At 39.1% G+C, this 16,418-nt stretch carries 16 protein-coding genes; 8 read left to right on the top strand and 8 right to left on the bottom strand.

From position 1 onward, the window contains the following. On the bottom strand, nucleotides 1-2,709 hold the full coding sequence (locus PTRA_RS03595) for a bifunctional glycoside hydrolase/polysaccharide deacetylase family protein (protein ID WP_058372722.1): 2,709 nt from the start codon (nucleotides 2,707-2,709) through the stop codon (nucleotides 1-3). Between the two features lie 504 nt (nucleotides 2,710-3,213). Between PTRA_RS03595 and PTRA_RS03600 the strand changes: the two genes are divergently transcribed. The 3 genes from PTRA_RS03600 (at nucleotide 3,214) to PTRA_RS03610 (ending at nucleotide 7,698) form a co-directional block, all read left to right on the top strand. Continuing rightward, nucleotides 3,214-4,881, top strand: coding sequence for a methyl-accepting chemotaxis protein (locus PTRA_RS03600; RefSeq protein ID WP_058374512.1), 1,668 nt, complete (start codon nucleotides 3,214-3,216; stop codon nucleotides 4,879-4,881). Nucleotides 4,882-5,241: 360 nt separating this feature from the next. Then, nucleotides 5,242-6,594 carry a magnesium transporter gene (locus PTRA_RS03605; protein ID WP_058372723.1) on the top strand — a complete coding sequence of 451 codons (1,353 nt, stop codon included), beginning with the start codon at nucleotides 5,242-5,244 and terminating at the stop codon, nucleotides 6,592-6,594. 42 nt (nucleotides 6,595-6,636) lie between these two features. Next, nucleotides 6,637-7,698 carry a DUF21 domain-containing protein gene (locus PTRA_RS03610; RefSeq protein WP_058372724.1) on the top strand — a complete coding sequence of 354 codons (1,062 nt, stop codon included), beginning with the start codon at nucleotides 6,637-6,639 and terminating at the stop codon, nucleotides 7,696-7,698. An 18-nt stretch (nucleotides 7,699-7,716) separates the two neighbouring features. Here PTRA_RS03610 and PTRA_RS03615 read toward each other — a convergent pair whose 3' ends face one another. From PTRA_RS03615 to PTRA_RS03630, 4 genes are all read right to left on the bottom strand, one after another. Then, on the bottom strand, nucleotides 7,717-8,544 hold the full coding sequence (locus PTRA_RS03615) for a mechanosensitive ion channel family protein (protein WP_058372725.1): 828 nt from the start codon (nucleotides 8,542-8,544) through the stop codon (nucleotides 7,717-7,719). A gap of 37 nt (nucleotides 8,545-8,581) precedes the next feature. Beyond that, complete coding sequence (locus tag PTRA_RS03620; protein ID WP_058372726.1) at nucleotides 8,582-9,325, bottom strand: LrgB family protein; 744 nt, start codon at nucleotides 9,323-9,325, stop codon at nucleotides 8,582-8,584. After that, nucleotides 9,318-9,671 (bottom strand): CidA/LrgA family protein, encoded by a 354-nt coding sequence (locus PTRA_RS03625; RefSeq protein ID WP_058372727.1) that lies wholly within the window; start codon nucleotides 9,669-9,671, stop codon nucleotides 9,318-9,320. Before PTRA_RS03625 ends, PTRA_RS03620 begins: the two co-directional genes overlap by 8 nt. Nucleotides 9,672-9,738: 67 nt before the next feature. Continuing rightward, on the bottom strand, nucleotides 9,739-10,530 hold the full coding sequence (locus PTRA_RS03630; RefSeq protein WP_058372728.1) for a crotonase/enoyl-CoA hydratase family protein: 792 nt from the start codon (nucleotides 10,528-10,530) through the stop codon (nucleotides 9,739-9,741). Nucleotides 10,531-10,765: 235 nt separating this feature from the next. Between PTRA_RS03630 and PTRA_RS03635 the strand changes: the two genes are divergently transcribed. The 3 genes from PTRA_RS03635 to PTRA_RS03645 all read left to right on the top strand — a co-directional run bounded on the left by PTRA_RS03635 (nucleotide 10,766) and on the right by PTRA_RS03645 (nucleotide 12,470). Further along, the gene (locus PTRA_RS03635; protein ID WP_058372729.1) at nucleotides 10,766-11,086 is read left to right on the top strand and encodes an HI1450 family dsDNA-mimic protein; all 321 of its coding nucleotides are present in this window, start codon (nucleotides 10,766-10,768) and stop codon (nucleotides 11,084-11,086) included. Nucleotides 11,087-11,165: 79 nt separating this feature from the next. Beyond that, entirely contained in the window at nucleotides 11,166-11,948 is a 783-nt protein-coding gene (locus PTRA_RS03640; RefSeq protein WP_099046584.1) for a DUF481 domain-containing protein, read from the top strand. Nucleotides 11,949-11,993: 45 nt separating this feature from the next. Further along, a complete protein-coding gene (locus PTRA_RS03645) occupies nucleotides 11,994-12,470 on the top strand; it encodes a hypothetical protein (RefSeq protein WP_058372731.1) in 477 nt (158 codons plus the stop codon). Nucleotides 12,471-12,539: 69 nt separating this feature from the next. Here PTRA_RS03645 and PTRA_RS03650 read toward each other — a convergent pair whose 3' ends face one another. Beyond that, nucleotides 12,540-13,025, bottom strand: a complete 486-nt coding sequence (locus tag PTRA_RS03650) for an FKBP-type peptidyl-prolyl cis-trans isomerase (RefSeq protein ID WP_058372732.1) — start codon at nucleotides 13,023-13,025, stop codon at nucleotides 12,540-12,542. A gap of 12 nt (nucleotides 13,026-13,037) precedes the next feature. Next, on the bottom strand, nucleotides 13,038-13,949 hold the full coding sequence (ygfZ, locus tag PTRA_RS03655) for a tRNA-modifying protein YgfZ (protein ID WP_058372733.1): 912 nt from the start codon (nucleotides 13,947-13,949) through the stop codon (nucleotides 13,038-13,040). Between the two features lie 164 nt (nucleotides 13,950-14,113). On the opposite strand from ygfZ, the gene PTRA_RS03660 reads away from it, so the two are divergent. Together PTRA_RS03660 and PTRA_RS03665 are read left to right on the top strand one after the other, a co-directional pair. Continuing rightward, complete coding sequence (locus tag PTRA_RS03660; protein WP_011327419.1) at nucleotides 14,114-14,365, top strand: FAD assembly factor SdhE; 252 nt, start codon at nucleotides 14,114-14,116, stop codon at nucleotides 14,363-14,365. A gap of 112 nt (nucleotides 14,366-14,477) precedes the next feature. Then, on the top strand, nucleotides 14,478-14,774 hold the full coding sequence (locus PTRA_RS03665) for a hypothetical protein (protein ID WP_058372734.1): 297 nt from the start codon (nucleotides 14,478-14,480) through the stop codon (nucleotides 14,772-14,774). Here PTRA_RS03665 and nadB read toward each other — a convergent pair. Next, on the bottom strand, nucleotides 14,752-16,359 hold the full coding sequence (gene nadB, locus PTRA_RS03670) for an L-aspartate oxidase (protein WP_058372735.1): 1,608 nt from the start codon (nucleotides 16,357-16,359) through the stop codon (nucleotides 14,752-14,754). The two genes, PTRA_RS03665 and nadB, sit on opposite strands and share 23 nt — an antisense overlap. Between the last annotated feature and the right edge of the window lie 59 nt (nucleotides 16,360-16,418).

The following is a 16,418-nucleotide window of genomic DNA, read 5'->3' on the forward strand; positions in this document are numbered from 1 at the left end:
TTAAACCCCTGAGTTACAGTTAAGATAACCATAAAAGTCACCTGCTGGTATTTTAAATTGTGTAATATCGCCGCGTGTAAGGCCTTTGTATCGCTCACCTAAATGAGAAATAAATACGCAAGCACGTGCATTGATTAAATCAAGCGTTGCCGGTACCCAAGCCTTAAAGTTTACAGGGCCATTTACTTGCCAATTATCAATAATGACATTAGCAGAGGCTAAATAGGGGGCTTTATTTTCTTTACTATGATCAAAACTAAGTTGTGCAATATTATTCACTACATGCACATAGTCACCTTTTTGAGTAACTCCTGCTACGCCACTACTTTGAGAAATATTTGGCATATCAAAAACATCAGGAATTCGTAGAGTTTTAATATCTTTAGAGCTAAATAACCATTGGCCATCGCTATTTTTTGCTAAGGCTGAAAAGTAAAAGTCTTTTGCTACTTTAGCGTAATGGCTTAAATGCACAGGGGTGTTTGGTCTTGCCAAAACATAATCAATATTATGCTTTAGTGCATCAAGGCCGGCAGGGACTTCACCCGAGTAAAAATGAAAATATATAGTGTAGGGTTTTAATCTGTATGGTTTTTCGGTTATTTCGAAGGTTTCGGTTAAGCGTTTAAAACCGTAATAAGGGCCATGCCATAAGTTTGTGTATACGTTTTCATTTAATATTGGCGCGTAAATTTGATACAACAAATCACGCTCAGGTCGGCCAATAGGCGATACATGCGTTAGGCTTGGGTTATCTGCATTTACGTCGGTATTGCCGCCATTTATATTAAGTACTCCGGCATCACGTGCCAGCTCAAGCGCTTTAGGCCCAGGTGTTGCATCGCCTGACCATAGCATAATCACTGTTTTTTTATTTGCTGGGGCTAGTTTGTCATCAATATATTTAATTGAATCGGTAATTTCTTTTTCTAAACTAATGGTGTTGTAGCCGGGTATATCTAGCTTTAAACCATATACAGTATCTTCCTCGTCTATATCTTTACGCCCGGCTAGTGCCGTCCAAAAATATGGATGACTGTAGGTATGCGAAGCAATTTCAACATAAGGAAGTTTAAATATATCCCGAGCAATGCGCTCAAGCTTAGGGCTCATTTTTGAGTGTAAACCGCCGGGCTCAATATCGGCTTGAATAATCGATGAGGTTAAAGGTAATTTATAGTGCTTAATTATTTTGTCGAGAATGACCTCGGCTGAATAAGGCTTTTTGGCAAAATGCGCAACACTGGTAAACCCATCGCCATCTATATGTATGGTTAACATGCGTCGACCACTTTGAGTGGTGGTGTCGGGTACTAAAATAGGTGCCAGCCCCATTGCTTTTGTGAGTAAGGTACGAGGATCTACTACCCACTTGCTACCTTCCATAGGTAAGGTGTCTATTAACCATGGAGCCACCACAAGCGCACCATATTTAGTTTTAGTGCCTTGTACTAGCGATGTGCCATCGGCTGCTTTTATACTAATCAGCGCTTTTGAATTAGCGGCTAATTTAAGAAAGTACGGGTTAGTTACAACTGGCGGTATGCTTGATTCACCTTTTAGCCAAGGGGTAAAACTCTCCAGCTCATAAGGGCCCACAGGTGTAACATCTAACGGCTCGGCTCCTAGGTTCAACATTAACTTATTTGCTGAGGGGGGATCACCTAAAATTAGTTCTGGCACTATGCCTAAGTTTGCTTCAAGCCAGTTGGTAATAGTTGGCGTATAAAAGGTATCAAAACTAGCCCACGAAATAATACCGGCGTGCAAGCTTGGGTCAACTACAGGTAGAGCGCGTTTGGCTACATTAATATAATCGGGAATATAACCTAAATATTCAATCATAGTAGCAAGTTTTAAATGTACTGTAGTGTATATAAGTGGTTTAACATTGCTGTTATACGGAATTAAAATACGACGTGGAACCGGCGCTATATTAGATGTTCCCCATGTTTGTAAGTGGCCATCAGTTACCCAAGGAGTATAACCAGCATTAATTATTTTTTGCGCCATAGCAAGGCGTTGCTTAGGTTTTGCATAATCAATTACTTGTACATTAAAACTAAGGTCTTGCGCTTTATGAAGTTGAGCATTTAACCATGCTTGATCATTTTTATTGGTTAACTTATAGCTGTTATCTAACGGGTTAAAATGACTAAATAAACCCTCCGCAACCAAATCGTTAGCTTTACCTTTAAGTTGCGGTAAAAGCTCAAAGCCACGATTAAGAATGAGTTGTTTATTAAAGGTGTTCGATAACTGCTCTATAATAAAAACTAAACCCGCTTGTTGGGCATTTTTATTATGTTTTTTGTCTAATAGTTGGTAGCTATCAAGGGTATCTAAAAATAAACCACTAAAGCCACGTGCCTTTAGTGATAGCGCACTATTTTGTACATGCTGTTGCCACTGCGATGCAGTTAAGTCGCTAATATAGCTATTCCAATTAGGATTAACACTAAGTGAAGACTCACTCTTTGAAAACGACTCGCCAACACTTAAATAAGCATAAACAGCAATATTACGCTGTTTGAGCCAGTTTAGCTCGTGCTTGGTGATCAGCTCTGGTTGCACTACAACACGCGAATAAAAAGTCATTTCAGCTAAGGGCATAGGTGCAGAGTAATAAAAAGCGATACTATTATTAGTTTCAGGCTTAGCAGTTACATTTGCGGTGATAAATAGCAGTATAAAAAATAAATACTTCATTAACCCTTCGTTTTAATTAATAAATAGCCAAGGTGCAATTAAAATAATTGTACCTGATTTGTTATAGGAGTTTAGTATTAATACTTTAATTATATGTTACAAAAAGCAAAAAAACTAAACAATTTTAAATTGTTTACATTGTAAATAAGCATTTTATGTTGTGTTTACTCACCATTGCGGCAATTAATTAAATATTTTATCTGTATTAGGTGTTTTGCTTACTTTAAAGGTTATTAATTATACTCGGATAAGTTGCAACTTTATTACTATTCATCTTAGGTTTATTAATGACAATAGCGTGTTTTTGTATTAAACCAAAGTAACTACGACTATAATCACCAGCCACTAGTTATACTTTTAAGTAAATACCTACCTTAATTAAATAGACTTAGCCGTTTATATGATGAAGGGGGTTGCTAGAGTAAATTATAAATTTTGCAGCGACTAAGTTACAAAATGAGAGTAGGGCTTTTACAGCTTACAATGCGTTTATTTGGAGAAGAAATGAGTAATTTAAGCTTGAAAAGTAAATTGTTACTACTCGCTATTTTGCCACTAATATTATTATTGGTTAGCTTTTTATCAAGTTCGTACTATTTAGAAATGCAAAGTCAGCAGCACAGCTTTGACACCTTTAAAAGTAAGTTATTAAAAGATAAACAAACGCTATTAAAAACTGAAATTGAAATTGGTAGTCAAGTAGTACAACACCAGCTTGCAAATGGCACTGAGCAAGATGCTAAAAATGCATTAAGAGAACTAACCTTTGGCGAAGACGGCTACTTCTTTATTTATGACACTAATGGCGTGAGTGTTTTTCATGCGATGTTAGGTGATGCAATAGAAGGGCAAAACAAAATAGCCATGACTGACCCTAATGGTAAAAAAATCATTGTAGGTTTACTTGCACAAGCACGCCAAGGTGGTGGGGCGTTTACGTATCATTTTCAAAAACCAAATACCAACGGTTTAGTTGAAAAAATAGGTTATGCAGCGATGATCCCTGGAACCAACTGGATGCTAGGCACTGGCGCTTATATGGACGACATAGAAGCAGAGCTTGAAGGCTTTGAGCTATCTATGCAAAAAAGCATGAGCGAAAAAGTAACCACCTTATTGATCATTGCGTTCTTTTGTTTGTTATTAACTATTGCGGGCGCTTTATTTGCTGCCAACCATATGCTTAAACCGATACAAAGAATGGTGCAAAGCCTTGATGATATAGCTAAAGGTGAAGGCGACTTAACTAGACGTTTAGAAATTGACAGCCACGACGAAATTGGCCAATTAGGTGAGTCGTTTAATATATTCGTAAGTAAACTGCACGGTATTATAGCCAGTGTGGTTGATGTAACTAACGATGTTAAAACGGCATCAGCAGATATAAATACACAAACCTTGGTAATTGAAGATAAATTACTAAAACATAACCATGAAACCGATTTAGTCGCGACCGCGATTACTGAAATGTCTGCAACCTCTCACGAAGTGGCGCAAAATACGACCCAAGTTGCAGTGTCAACTCAGGCTGCAACGCAAGAAGTAGCAAGAGCGCAGGAATGTGTTGATATATCTTTAAGTGAAGTATCAAACTTAATGGCTGAAATAAATACAGCTGCTGAACAGGTTGATTCGTTAAGTGAACAATCTAAAAAAATTAATAGTGTATTGAGTGTTATTGGCGGCATTGCAGAGCAAACAAATTTACTGGCACTTAACGCAGCAATTGAAGCGGCGCGTGCGGGTGAGCAGGGCAGAGGTTTTGCAGTAGTTGCTGATGAAGTAAGAAGCTTAGCAAGTCGTACCCAAGTAAGTACGTTAGAAATTAGCGAAATGCTTAGTGAACTGCATAACTTAGTTACTGCGGCGGTTAATGCTATGCAAGCAAGTCAGCAAAGCTGTAATCGCTCAGTTGAGTCATCACGTGCTATTTCAGAAAGCTTAGGCGCGGTTACTACATCGGTTACCACTATAAACGATATGAGTACCCAAATAGCAACAGCTGCAACAGAGCAAAGTAGTGTAACTGAAGAAATAAACCGTAATGTTTTTGCTATTCAAGAAATTGTAAATGAGCTAACAGAGTCAAGTAAAACAACGTCATCGGTAAGTTTACATTTAGCTGGTCGTGGTGAAAGCTTAGGCGATTTAGTTGGGCAGTTTAAAATTTAAAACATATTTTAAAATTGAATCATTTTTAAAGCCGTAATTTTTTAGTTACGGCTTTTATTTTGCCTGCTAGTTTTATCCACAGTAAGGTAGCCCTACTTAGCTAATTAAGAAGTATGCAATTACCTATACTTAAGCATCTGAAATTATATCAAAAGTAAGTCGTGATTTGGCTTGTGTAATTAAATTTAAAAAAATAATAAAAACATTAACCGCTGATTATTTTTACGCATACAATGCGAAAAAAGCGGGTGAGTTTGCATATTTTTTTCAGTATTTTATGCCCCCTACGTTACACTAATAGCAATACATATTAATAAGTGACTATTTATTAATATAACCTACTAAACTTTAAGGCTTAAGATGATTGAGTATCCGGTTGATAAACTACCCCAACTCATAAATGACTTATTACAGTGCGACACCACAGAGCGCAAAAATAAGTTATTAATAGACGCACAATTAACATTATCAACTGAGCATTTATCATTGCTTTTTGAAGCAATACCTAAAGAACAGCGCCTTGAAATTTGGCAGTTGTTAGATGAAGACACGCAACACGAAATATTTGTTAATTTAAGCGATGACAGTACCTTATGGTTACTGCAAACTTTAGATGATAGCGACGGTTTTAAACTATTAGACGAAGTTAACGTAGAAGAACTGCTTGAGCTTGAAGAAGTAATTCCTGAACGGTTTGTTGAGTATGCAAAAAAACAACTCGATGAAGCACAAACAAAGCAATATGAATTAGCGCAACAATACCCTTCTGAGCAAATAGGTCACTGGTTAGGTTTTGACTTTTTAAAAGTGTCTGAAAAGTTAACCGCAGGGGGCGCTAAAAAGTTATTTCATAAGGGGTTGCCGCAGTTCACAGAGGTTATTTATTTAGTAAGCCGTAAAGGTAGTTTAATTGGTGAAGTGGCAATTAATGCTCTAATAAAAGCCAATGACAACGACAGTTTAATTACTTTAGCAAACCATGATTATGTATCGCTGCATGCTGATGATGATTTATACGAAGCTGCGGAAGTGGTTATTCATAGCGAAAAAATGGCAATGCCGGTTGTTAATGTTGATAACAAATTGCTGGGCCGCTTAACCATTGCTTCTGCGTATGAGTTACGCCAAGAAATAACCGACGAGGCTGCTGCTAAAGCGGGTGGTCTACGTGAAGACGAAGATTTATTTGCGAGTGTACGAAAAAGTGCTAAAAACCGGGGTATTTGGCTAGGTATAAATTTGGCGACTGCATTTTTAGCATCGTGGTTTATTGGCTTGTTTGGTGCAACTATAGAGCAAGTAGTGGCTTTGGCGGTATTAATGCCAATAGTGGCCTCTATGGGCGGAATTGCCGGGAGTCAAACGCTCACTGTTATTGTACGTGGCTTGGCACTTGGCCAAGTAACCGACTCTAACCGCGCGGCGCTACTTAAAAAAGAGTTACGAGTAGGCGCGGTAAATGGTTTTGTCTGGGCCTTTGTTATTGGCGCACTAACCTTTTTGTGGTTTAACGACGTTATGCTAAGCATTACCATTACCGTGGCTATTTTGCTTAACTTAGTTGCAGCATCGTTAGCGGGTGTAGTGATCCCTTCTATTTTAGATAAAATGAAAATAGATCCTGCGCTTTCGGGCTCGGTCATTTTAACTACAGTAACCGATATAGTTGGTTTTGTTACCTTTTTAGGTTTAGGTAGTTTGCTACTGTTATAGTGCCTTGTATCGCAAGGAACGCGTAAATAAATAGGAAAAACAATGACTTTTGATGTCATGATTTGGTGTGCTATTGCACTGTGTATTTCGCAGTCGGCAATATTTTCGGGTTTAAACTTGGCGTTTTTTTCGCTAAGTAGATTACAACTCGAAATGGAAAGTAGTAAAGGTAACGCCGCTGCGATAAAAGTAATGGCACTGCGTAACGATTCTAACTTTTTACTTTCGACTATTTTGTGGGGTAACGTAGGTATTAACGTACTGCTGACGTTACTTTCTGACTCGGTATTAATGGGTGCAAGTTCGTTTTTATTCTCAACTATTGCTATTACTATTATTGGCGAAATAACACCACAGGCGTATTTTTCACGTAATGCGTTAAAAATGGCCAGCATGTTGTCGCCGTTAATTAAGTTTTATCAATTACTGTTTTATGTCGTTGCTAAGCCTACAGGGCTAATACTCGATGCTTGGTTAGGCAAAGAAGGTATTACCTACTTTGCAGAGAGTGAGCTCAGAGGTATTATTCGTAAGCACATAGAAGCTGAAGAGGCTGATGTACAGCACGTAGAAGGTATTGGTGCACTTAACTTTTTTAGTTTAGATGAAATAAGTGTTACTAAAGAAGGCGAAGTGATAGATCCCGACTCAATCATAGCGTTACCAACCAAGCTTGATTTACCAATATTTCCTGAACTAACACTCAGTGCCGATAATGAATTTTTACGCAAACTGCACAAGTCTGGTTATAACTGGGTGATTATTACTAATCAGGTAGGCGATCCTTTGTTAGTGGTTGATGCGGATGGTTTTTTACGCGCAGCTTTGTTTGAGCCAGATACATTTGATCCGTACCACTTTTGCCACAGACCAATAATAGTGATCGATGAAAGTATGCGCTTAAGTGACGTTATTTTAAAAATTCGCGCCAGTCATTCATTAGATAAGTCATTCGATGGGGCAATTGAGCACGATGTAGTACTGGTATGGGGCGATGAAAAACGCATTATTACTGGGGCTGATATTTTTGGCCGATTACTAAAAGGCATGAGTGCGCCTAAACTTGAATTAAACCCCAGTACAGATAAACCTAAACCGCTTTAAACGGCTTAGGTTTATAAATTAATCACTTTTAATAATACTAACAATGCGCTGCGGTAAAGGTATTTCAATATTCGCTTTATTCATAGCGCTATAAACCCCACCATTAATAGCCAACTTGGTTTCGATTATTTTGGTGGTTGGTACCCAGTAGCGGTAGCTAATAGTTACGCCATTGTCGGCAAAGCGTTCTATACCAATTTGTGCATTGGGCACTTTAGCCACAAGCTCATGGCCATTCACAACATCTTCAATTAGTTTAACTGCGCTATTAGAACACGCGCTGTAAGCAATGGTAATTTCGCCCTTTACCAGTGAAAATTTAAACGAATTATGGAGTATTTCACCGAGGATATGCTTATTGGGTATGGTTATTTCTACCTTTTCTTCGTCAATCAGCACTGTATGCCCCAGCTCTATTATTTTAACTTGCCCGCTGACATTTTTAACCTCAATGGTGTCGCCAACCACAAAAGGACGAGTAGCAATAATAGCAAGGCCAGCACCATAATTAGACAACATACCTTGCATTGCCAAACCTGCACCAAGCGATGCAGCACCAATAGCGGCCACAAAAGGGGTAACACTAATGCCTATTTTACCCAGCGCAATAATAATGACAATTATTATGAGCAACACTTTAACTAGGTTACTTACAAAGTTAGTTAACGTGACGTCAATATTATGGCGAGCCATTAAATTAGCTACTACGTTGGCAAGCTTTTGCGCAACCCACAAGCCAATTAAGAGTATAAAAATAGCACCTACAATTTGCATGCTATAGGTAACTAAATACTCGGTAAGCATGGCGTAGTATTTTTCAAACTGTTCTATTTCTGGGCTGATCATATGTGCTCTTAAGGTGGCTATTAAATATTTTTGCTAACTATAGCAAAGTGTTGACTAAGATTGGATATAAAAACGGTACTATTACAGCCGTTAAAAGCGCACTTAATGCCATGGCAACCGATGAAAATGCACCTATTTTAGGATGCTCAACCAATGCCGCCGCGGTGCCAATAGCGTGACAGGCAGTTCCCATGGCAACGCCTTGCGCTTCATGGTTATAAATTTTAATTAGTTTAAAAAGTATAAAGCCAAATAAAGCCCCCAATAAACCAATAAAAATAACCAAGGCAGCGGCGAGCGAGTCAATACCGCCTAATGACTCGGTTACAATTAGCGTTATAGGGGTTGTTACACTCAATGCTGCAACTGAGGCGCTAAGTTGTGTGGGTACAGCAAATATCATGCTAAGTAAAAAAGCCACTACAGTGGCGTTAATAATCCCTAAACTACAAGTGGTTACGATTAAGAGTAAGTTTTTACGTACATGAACAAACTGCTGATATAAAGGTAATGCTAGTGCCACAATAGCGGGCTCTAACAGCCAACTTAGTAATTGGCTGTGGCTAGCAAATTTAGTGTAAGGCAAGTTTAAATTAACCAAGAGTAAAGCAATAATAGCTATACTTAAAAATACAGGGTTAGTAAGCGATTTTAAAATAACATGCTTAACCCGCTGGTTAAGTAGCCTTAATAATAAAAACAGCGCAATAATAACCGGAACGCTAAGCCACCATAAATCTGGGGTTAGTTGTGCTGTTAGCGATTTTAGTTGCTCAGTCATTATTTACGCGTCCTTTAAAGTAGGCAATAACGCTACTAACTAACAATAAGGTGCTAATAGGAACTAGCAATATAATGGCAACTAAAAAAGGCCAATGCGACTTTATTAAGCCAAGGTGCTCAATAAAGCCAACCCCCGCAGGAATAAAAAAGATGGGCATAATATTTAAAATAGGTGAAGCGCAGGGCTTTAATTGATGCTCTTTTACTATGCCGGTTAACAGGAGCAGCAATAAGATAACCATTGCCAGCAAAGGCGCAGGAAAACTGCCGCCAATACTGTGCATAATGAATTTAGCCGCCGCTAAGCAGAGTAAAATAATTGCGCTACTTAACACATATTTCATTAGAGAACTCATTGGAAAGTCAGGAATTTTACTTTAACAAATCTCTGTTATTTATGCATGCATCATCTTACCAGCGTTTAGGATTGGCATAATGAATATCGGTTTTACCTTTTGCTTTAGCAATTGCCTTTTTGGTATTTGGACTAAGTAATAATCTAATTTGGCTAAAGGTTTCTTTGGCGAGTATGTTGCGTTGCTGAGTTTTATAGCTTTGCTGGGTAACGCGCTTAATTGCCGCCAGGGTGTCGGGCGAGCGGGCTAATAGTATTTCCAACATTTTTTGTGTGGCGGCTTCGGTGTCATCAGTTACTTGAGTGACCAAGCCAAGCTCTTTTGCTTGTAGTGCACTTATTGGATTAGCATGGCTGGCAAGCCAAAGTGCTTGATCGCGTTTTACTAAACCGCTCATTACAACATTAGCCCCCATATCAGGGCATAATCCCCAGCGTGCTTCCATAATGGCAAATTGGGCATCGTGGTGCACTATTCTATAGTCAGCGCCCAGTGCAATTTGTAATCCACCGCCAAGGCAGTTGCCATTAATTTGGGCAATAACCGGCACGCTAAGCGATTGCCAACCCAGTACTACTCGCTGGGCTAAATTTTTATTGCCAGGTAACCATTTAAATAATAATTTAATAATATTAAGCGGCGACGCCATCACTGCGGCTATATCTAGCCCCGCGCAAAAGTGATCGCCTTCGCCTTTTAAAACGACGGCGCGGATGCTGCGATCTTTTTTAAGCTTTTTTATTATTTTATTAAGCTCAACAAACATAGCAAAGCTTAAAGCATTTTGTTTTTGCGCTCTGCTTAGTGTGACAATTGCAATGCCTTGTTGTTTTTCTAATTTTATCATTTTGCACTCCTCTGACCTGTTGCCTGAGCTTATGATGTTATTTAAGTTAAGTAAAGTGAGCGTAGTTGATTAAAATAAAATGAATTTATTGGCTAGCGGCAGGTCTCAATTGATTGATTTTACTTATAACAATTAAGAGACTGAAGAAAGTCAGTTTTTTCAGCGTTTTTTTCTCAAAACAGCGATAACTTTTGGTATTATGATCATACTTTAAAAGCTCAAAGGTTAACTACTCATGTCAGGCCCGCGTTTATACACAGAAGAAGAAGCAACTCATCAAGCGTACGATATTTTTTTAGAGTTGGCTCCAAGCAACCTGAATGAGCAAGACGTTGAAACTTTTAATCAATACAGAGAAGAACTTGGTTTTATTGAAGAGGGTGAGCCCGATGAGCAATGGCAGGATTTTGTTGCTCTAGAAATTGAAGCTGATCATTTTTTGCAGGTGTTAGTAGGCTTAGAATTTGAAAATGACGATGTGTTATTCGCTAAAATTTTAATTAGCCGTGATAAAGACGCGCCTTTTTGTCACATTTTATGGAAAGAGACTGAGTAACTCAGTTTTAGTTAAAGTTATTTTATGATCACCTACAAGAGAGAGTGTTTTGCGTAAGTTTTTATTCTTAATTTTTTTAATGGTTTGCCGCCCAAGTTGGGCTGTCGATCCTTTTGAAGATTTTCATGAATACGGACAGCTCTCGGATGAAGAAATTCATGATTTACACAAAGGCGAAATGCTTTACGGCGACACCGAATTTGGCTTTATATTAAGTAAAGGCAATACTAATTCGACCAGTTTTAAACTCAAAGGTAACCTTTATCAAGATTTTGAAAGCTGGCGTAATCAATTTAAAATAGATTCCTTATACAAACGCGATCATAACGATGACACCGGAAAGTCTGATGTGACCGCTAACCGGGTGTTTATATCGGCGCAAGGTAACTACAAAGTAGGTGTTAAAAACTCCTCATTTTTTATTTATGGCGATTACGAAGAAGATCAATTTAGCGGTCTAGCATTTAAAAGTACCGTAGCAACAGGTTATGGTGCGCGCGTGTACCAAGGCGTTAAAAATAAAGTGGATATTGATATAGGGCCTGGTTTGTATCGCTCTGTGGCTGAGGAGCAATCTGATGTTAGCGAAGATGATAAAAACAAAGTAGGTTATTTAGTGCGCTTTGCTATGCAATGGGAGCGGTTGGTTTCTGAGCGAACGCGCTTTAATCAAGATGTAAGTATAGAGCAGTCTTTGTCGGGGCTTAATTCACGATTAAAATCAGAAACAGCCTTGATCAGCCAAGTAATTGGTGGGGTATCACTTAAGTTTGCTTATATGTATCGTTATAATTCCAAACCTGAAGAAAATAAGCTCAAGTTTGACTCAGAGCTCAGCGCAACATTAGTTTATAGCTTTTAAGTTGTTTTATTTTTAATCGTATCGTTATTTAATTTTGAGAGTGTTATGTATCAGCATAAACAGTATGCGCTATTTATATTTTTTGTATTAGCCTGGATTGGTGGCTTTGTAGCCCTTGCCTGGAATTTAATTGGGGCTGATGGCCCACTTATGGTGTTTGCCGGTATTTTAGTGCTGGTGGGTTTTTTGTTTCATGGCTTAACCGTTAAAGTAAATGACACTCATATTAGTTGGGCATTTGGTCCTGGTGTTGCTGGGCAAAGTATTGCACTTGCAGATATTGCAGAAGCTAAAGCGGTGCAAAACTCGTATCGACATGGTATTGGTATTCGTATTACCCACGATGGCTGGATATATACAGTGTCTGGCTTTAGTGCTATTCAACTCACCCTTAAAGATGGCACTTTATACAGAGTTGGCACTAATGATCAGCAAGGCTTACTCGCAGCGCTTGAAGGTAAAATAGCACCTGCAGAAACACTTAAAGCAGCTACAGATGATGCTAAACCAGCTGCAGTTTAAAATGTAATTAAATTAAGTTTAGTAACAAAAAAAGCGCCTAAGGCGCTTTTTTTATTTGCTTAGGGGATTTTAGTGGTCGTGACCACAACCGCCTTCACCATGTACATGACCATGGCTTAGCTCTTCTTCGGTTGCATCGCGTACTTCTAAAATTTCTACATTAAAGTTAAGCGTAATACCGGCTAGTGGGTTATTACCATCTACAATAACTTCTTCGTCTTGAATGTCGATGATCATGACTGATTGATCGCCATCATCGGTTGATGCACGAAATTGCATGCCCACTTCAATTTCCATGCCTTCAAACATTTCTTTAGGCACAGCTTGCATTAAGTTGTCACTACGCTCGCCGTAACCTTCATCAGGTTCAACTTTTACGCTTAACGTGTCGCCAGCTTGTTTACCTTGCAGAGCTTTTTCTAGGCCTGAAATTAGATAGCCGGTGCCAATAATAAAAATTAGTGGTTCGCCATCGAACGAGTTATCAATGGTATTACCGTCATTATCTAATACCGAATAATGCATTTTTACCACTTTGTTTGCTGCAACGATCATAGTCAGTCCTATTTATTCATCTTCAAGAGAGTAGGGTAGAGGAAGAATGTTTAGCTCTACCGAAGGAGTGTGTTTTGCACGAAGTACCTGAGTAACATCAGTATCGTTTGGCAACACTACAAGGCCAGTAAGTGTTTTACTTTGTTCATTAAAGCTCTGGCTAATAAGTTGACCAGCGCGGCGCCAGTTTTCGCCTAGTTGTCTTTCTAGATCCAACTCAGTGAGTAACCCATCGCTTTGCCCTGAAACGATATACATAGCACGCTTATTTTTACCTAAGTACTTCATTCGCGCTACGGTTTCTTGTCCGGTGTAACAGCCTTTTTTAAAGCTAATGCCACCGATTGCTTGCAAGTTAACCATTTGCGGCACGTATTCACCAATGGCTTGCTCATTAAGCTGCGGCTCGCCAGCTAAAATAGCAGCTTGTTGCCATAGCATATCGTTATCAAGCGTTACTACGTTATCAGGCAAGTTAAATTGCTCATCTACCATTAGTAGAAGTCGATTGCCGGTAAGCTTAAGAGCTTTACCATGGCTAAAATCGCATGCAGTGTCTTGCGCTGTAAATTCGATATTAAGTTGTGTGAGTAACTCAGTAAAGTCGTCGCTAATTAAGCCAATTAATCGCTGTGGTGCTACGTTAATGTCTACTTTAGCAAATACCGCATATTTTTTTAACTCGGTTAAAGAGCACTCTACCTCAGCCTTAGAGCCAATTAAATAGTAATGATCTTGATGAGAAAATAATTTAAACACGCCCCATAACTTACCTTTGGCGCTACAGTGCCCGGCCCAAAGATGATTGTTATTGGTTAGCTTGTTGATATCCTGAGTGATTTGTCCGTGAAGATAAGATAATTTATCTGCGCCAGAGAGGCTAATAAGCTGATGAGATAAAGCACACGCATGAACAATCGACATAAACACCTTCTTTGACTACTTAATGAGGTGACATAATAACGTAGATACAACCTTGGGTACAGCAGCTAACTCAGTGCGGGTTTTTATTATTTTAATAAGTGATTAAGAGCTGCTAAATTAATTGGTATTTGTTAAACTCAAGTCAATTAAATATGAGGTTTAAAATGACTGAAATTCATAGTAAAGCACGTATCCGTTGGGCTTGTCGCCGTGGCATGCTAGAGCTAGATGTATTGTTTATGCCCTTTGTAGAAGATGCTTTTGATTCACTTAGCGTTGAACAGCAAGCTATTTTTCAGCGTTTACTTACCGAAGAAGATCCTGACTTATTTGCTTGGTTTATGGGCCATAAAGAATGTAAAGATGAGCAGCTTAACAGCATGGTACAACTTATTTTAGACCGAGTTCGTGTATAGGTTTACGGTTACAGCAAACAAAACAGACCATAAACCTATAGTGGTCTTTTTTTGTGTTTTAACATTATTGCTGTGCTTATTTTTAAGTTCATTTGAGGCAATAATTTTTTGCATGGTTGTTAACCTTGTAGCGGCCATACTTGTATGGCTAAAAATGCAGGCAGTACAGCCACTCGAAGGCGTTATTATTTTAGCCCCAAAGCAGTTTAGGTTTGAAAATAACACACGGTTAATTCAAGGCGAAATAAGTGCTAAAAGCCGCTTAATTGGCAACAGTGTTTGGCTTTATATTAAGGGTTTTAATAACAACTATTGGCTGATTATTACAGCCAATAGTGTTGATGTACAAAGCTATGCGCGTCTAAAACGCGCCACACTTAATGCAATTAACGCTGTGGAGTTAAAATAGTAGGCGTTGGATTAGCGTTTTGCTCTGGATAATCAATAGTGTAATGCAGGCCACGGCTTTCTTTACGCTCAAGTGCACTGCGAATAATTAGTTCGGCAACTTGTACCAAATTACGTAGTTCTAACAAGTTATTACTAACTCTAAAGTTAGCGTAATAGTCATGTATTTCTTGCTGTAACAACTCAACTCTATGTAGCGCCCGCTCTAAACGTTTTGTTGAGCGCACAATACCCACGTAGTCCCACATAAATAACCTTAGTTCATGCCAGTTGTGAGTAATCACTATTTCTTCATCTGAATTAGCTACGCGGCTTTCATCCCAGTGCGGCAGGTTAATGGGCTCTGGTGCATGTTCAATTTTGCTTAAAATGTCTTTTGCAGCCGCATGGGCAAACACAATACACTCTAGTAATGAATTACTCGCCATACGATTAGCGCCATGTAAGCCAGTATAAGCAACTTCGCCTACTGCATATAAGTTATCTAAATCGGTTTTGCCATTAAAGTCAGTCATTACTCCGCCACAGGTATAATGCGCTGCAGGTACAACAGGAATAGGGTCTTTAGTAATATCGAGCCCGACACTTAGGCACTTTGCATATATAGTGGGAAAGTGCTCAATAATAAAATCTTTATCTTTGTGACTAATATCTAAAAATACGCAATTGGCACCCAAACGTTTCATTTCAAAGTCGATAGCGCGAGCAACAATATCGCGAGGAGCAAGCTCTTCACGCTCATCAAACTCATGCATAAATCGGCTGCCGTCGGGGCGTCTTAAATAGGCGCCTTCACCACGCATTGCTTCGGTAATTAAAAAGTTTTGTAATTCAGGGTGGTACAAACTGGTTGGATGAAACTGGTTAAATTCCATGTTCGCCACTCTACAGCCCGCACGCCATGCCATAGCAATACCATCACCACTGGAAACATCAGGGTTTGAAGTATATAAATACACTTTACTGGCGCCACCCGTCGCTAAAGCAACAAATTTAGCCGCAATTGTTTCTACTTTTTTAGCATTTTTATTCCATACATACATGCCATTTATATGCGAGCTGGCTTGATTGCCGCTTTTATCTGTAATTAAATCAATAGCGTTGTAGTGCTCTAACAGGGTGATGTTTTTGTGGGTTTGAACTTGGCTGATTAATGTTGTTTGTACGGCTTTACCAGTAGCGTCGGCGGCGTGTAATATGCGTCGGTGGCTGTGGCCGCCTTCACGCGTTAAATGAAAACGCTCTTTCCCATGGCTATCCAGCTCTATATCAAACGGTACGCCTTGATTAATTAACCATTGCAAACAATCGTGGGCATTACTAGCGGTATAGTGCACTGCTTCTTTGTCGCATAAGCCACCGCCCGCGTCGAGCGTGTCTTGCACATGTGATTCTATACTGTCATGTTTCTTATCAAATACCGCGGCTATACCACCTTGGGCATAGAGTGTGGAACCTTCAGTGAGTGCTCCCTTACTGATTACGGTAACGTTACAATAGTTAGCTAAAGATAAGGCAAGTGATAAGCCCGCTGCGCCGCTACCGATAATAGCGACATCTGCAATGTGATGTTTATTTTGGTTCATGTCAGAGGTACTTTGCGGTTACAATGCCCATATAGAGCAATGTTTGTTTTCAATAGTGG

The sequence above is a fragment of the Pseudoalteromonas translucida KMM 520 genome (assembly GCF_001465295.1).
Taxonomy (GTDB): domain Bacteria; phylum Pseudomonadota; class Gammaproteobacteria; order Enterobacterales; family Alteromonadaceae; genus Pseudoalteromonas; species Pseudoalteromonas translucida.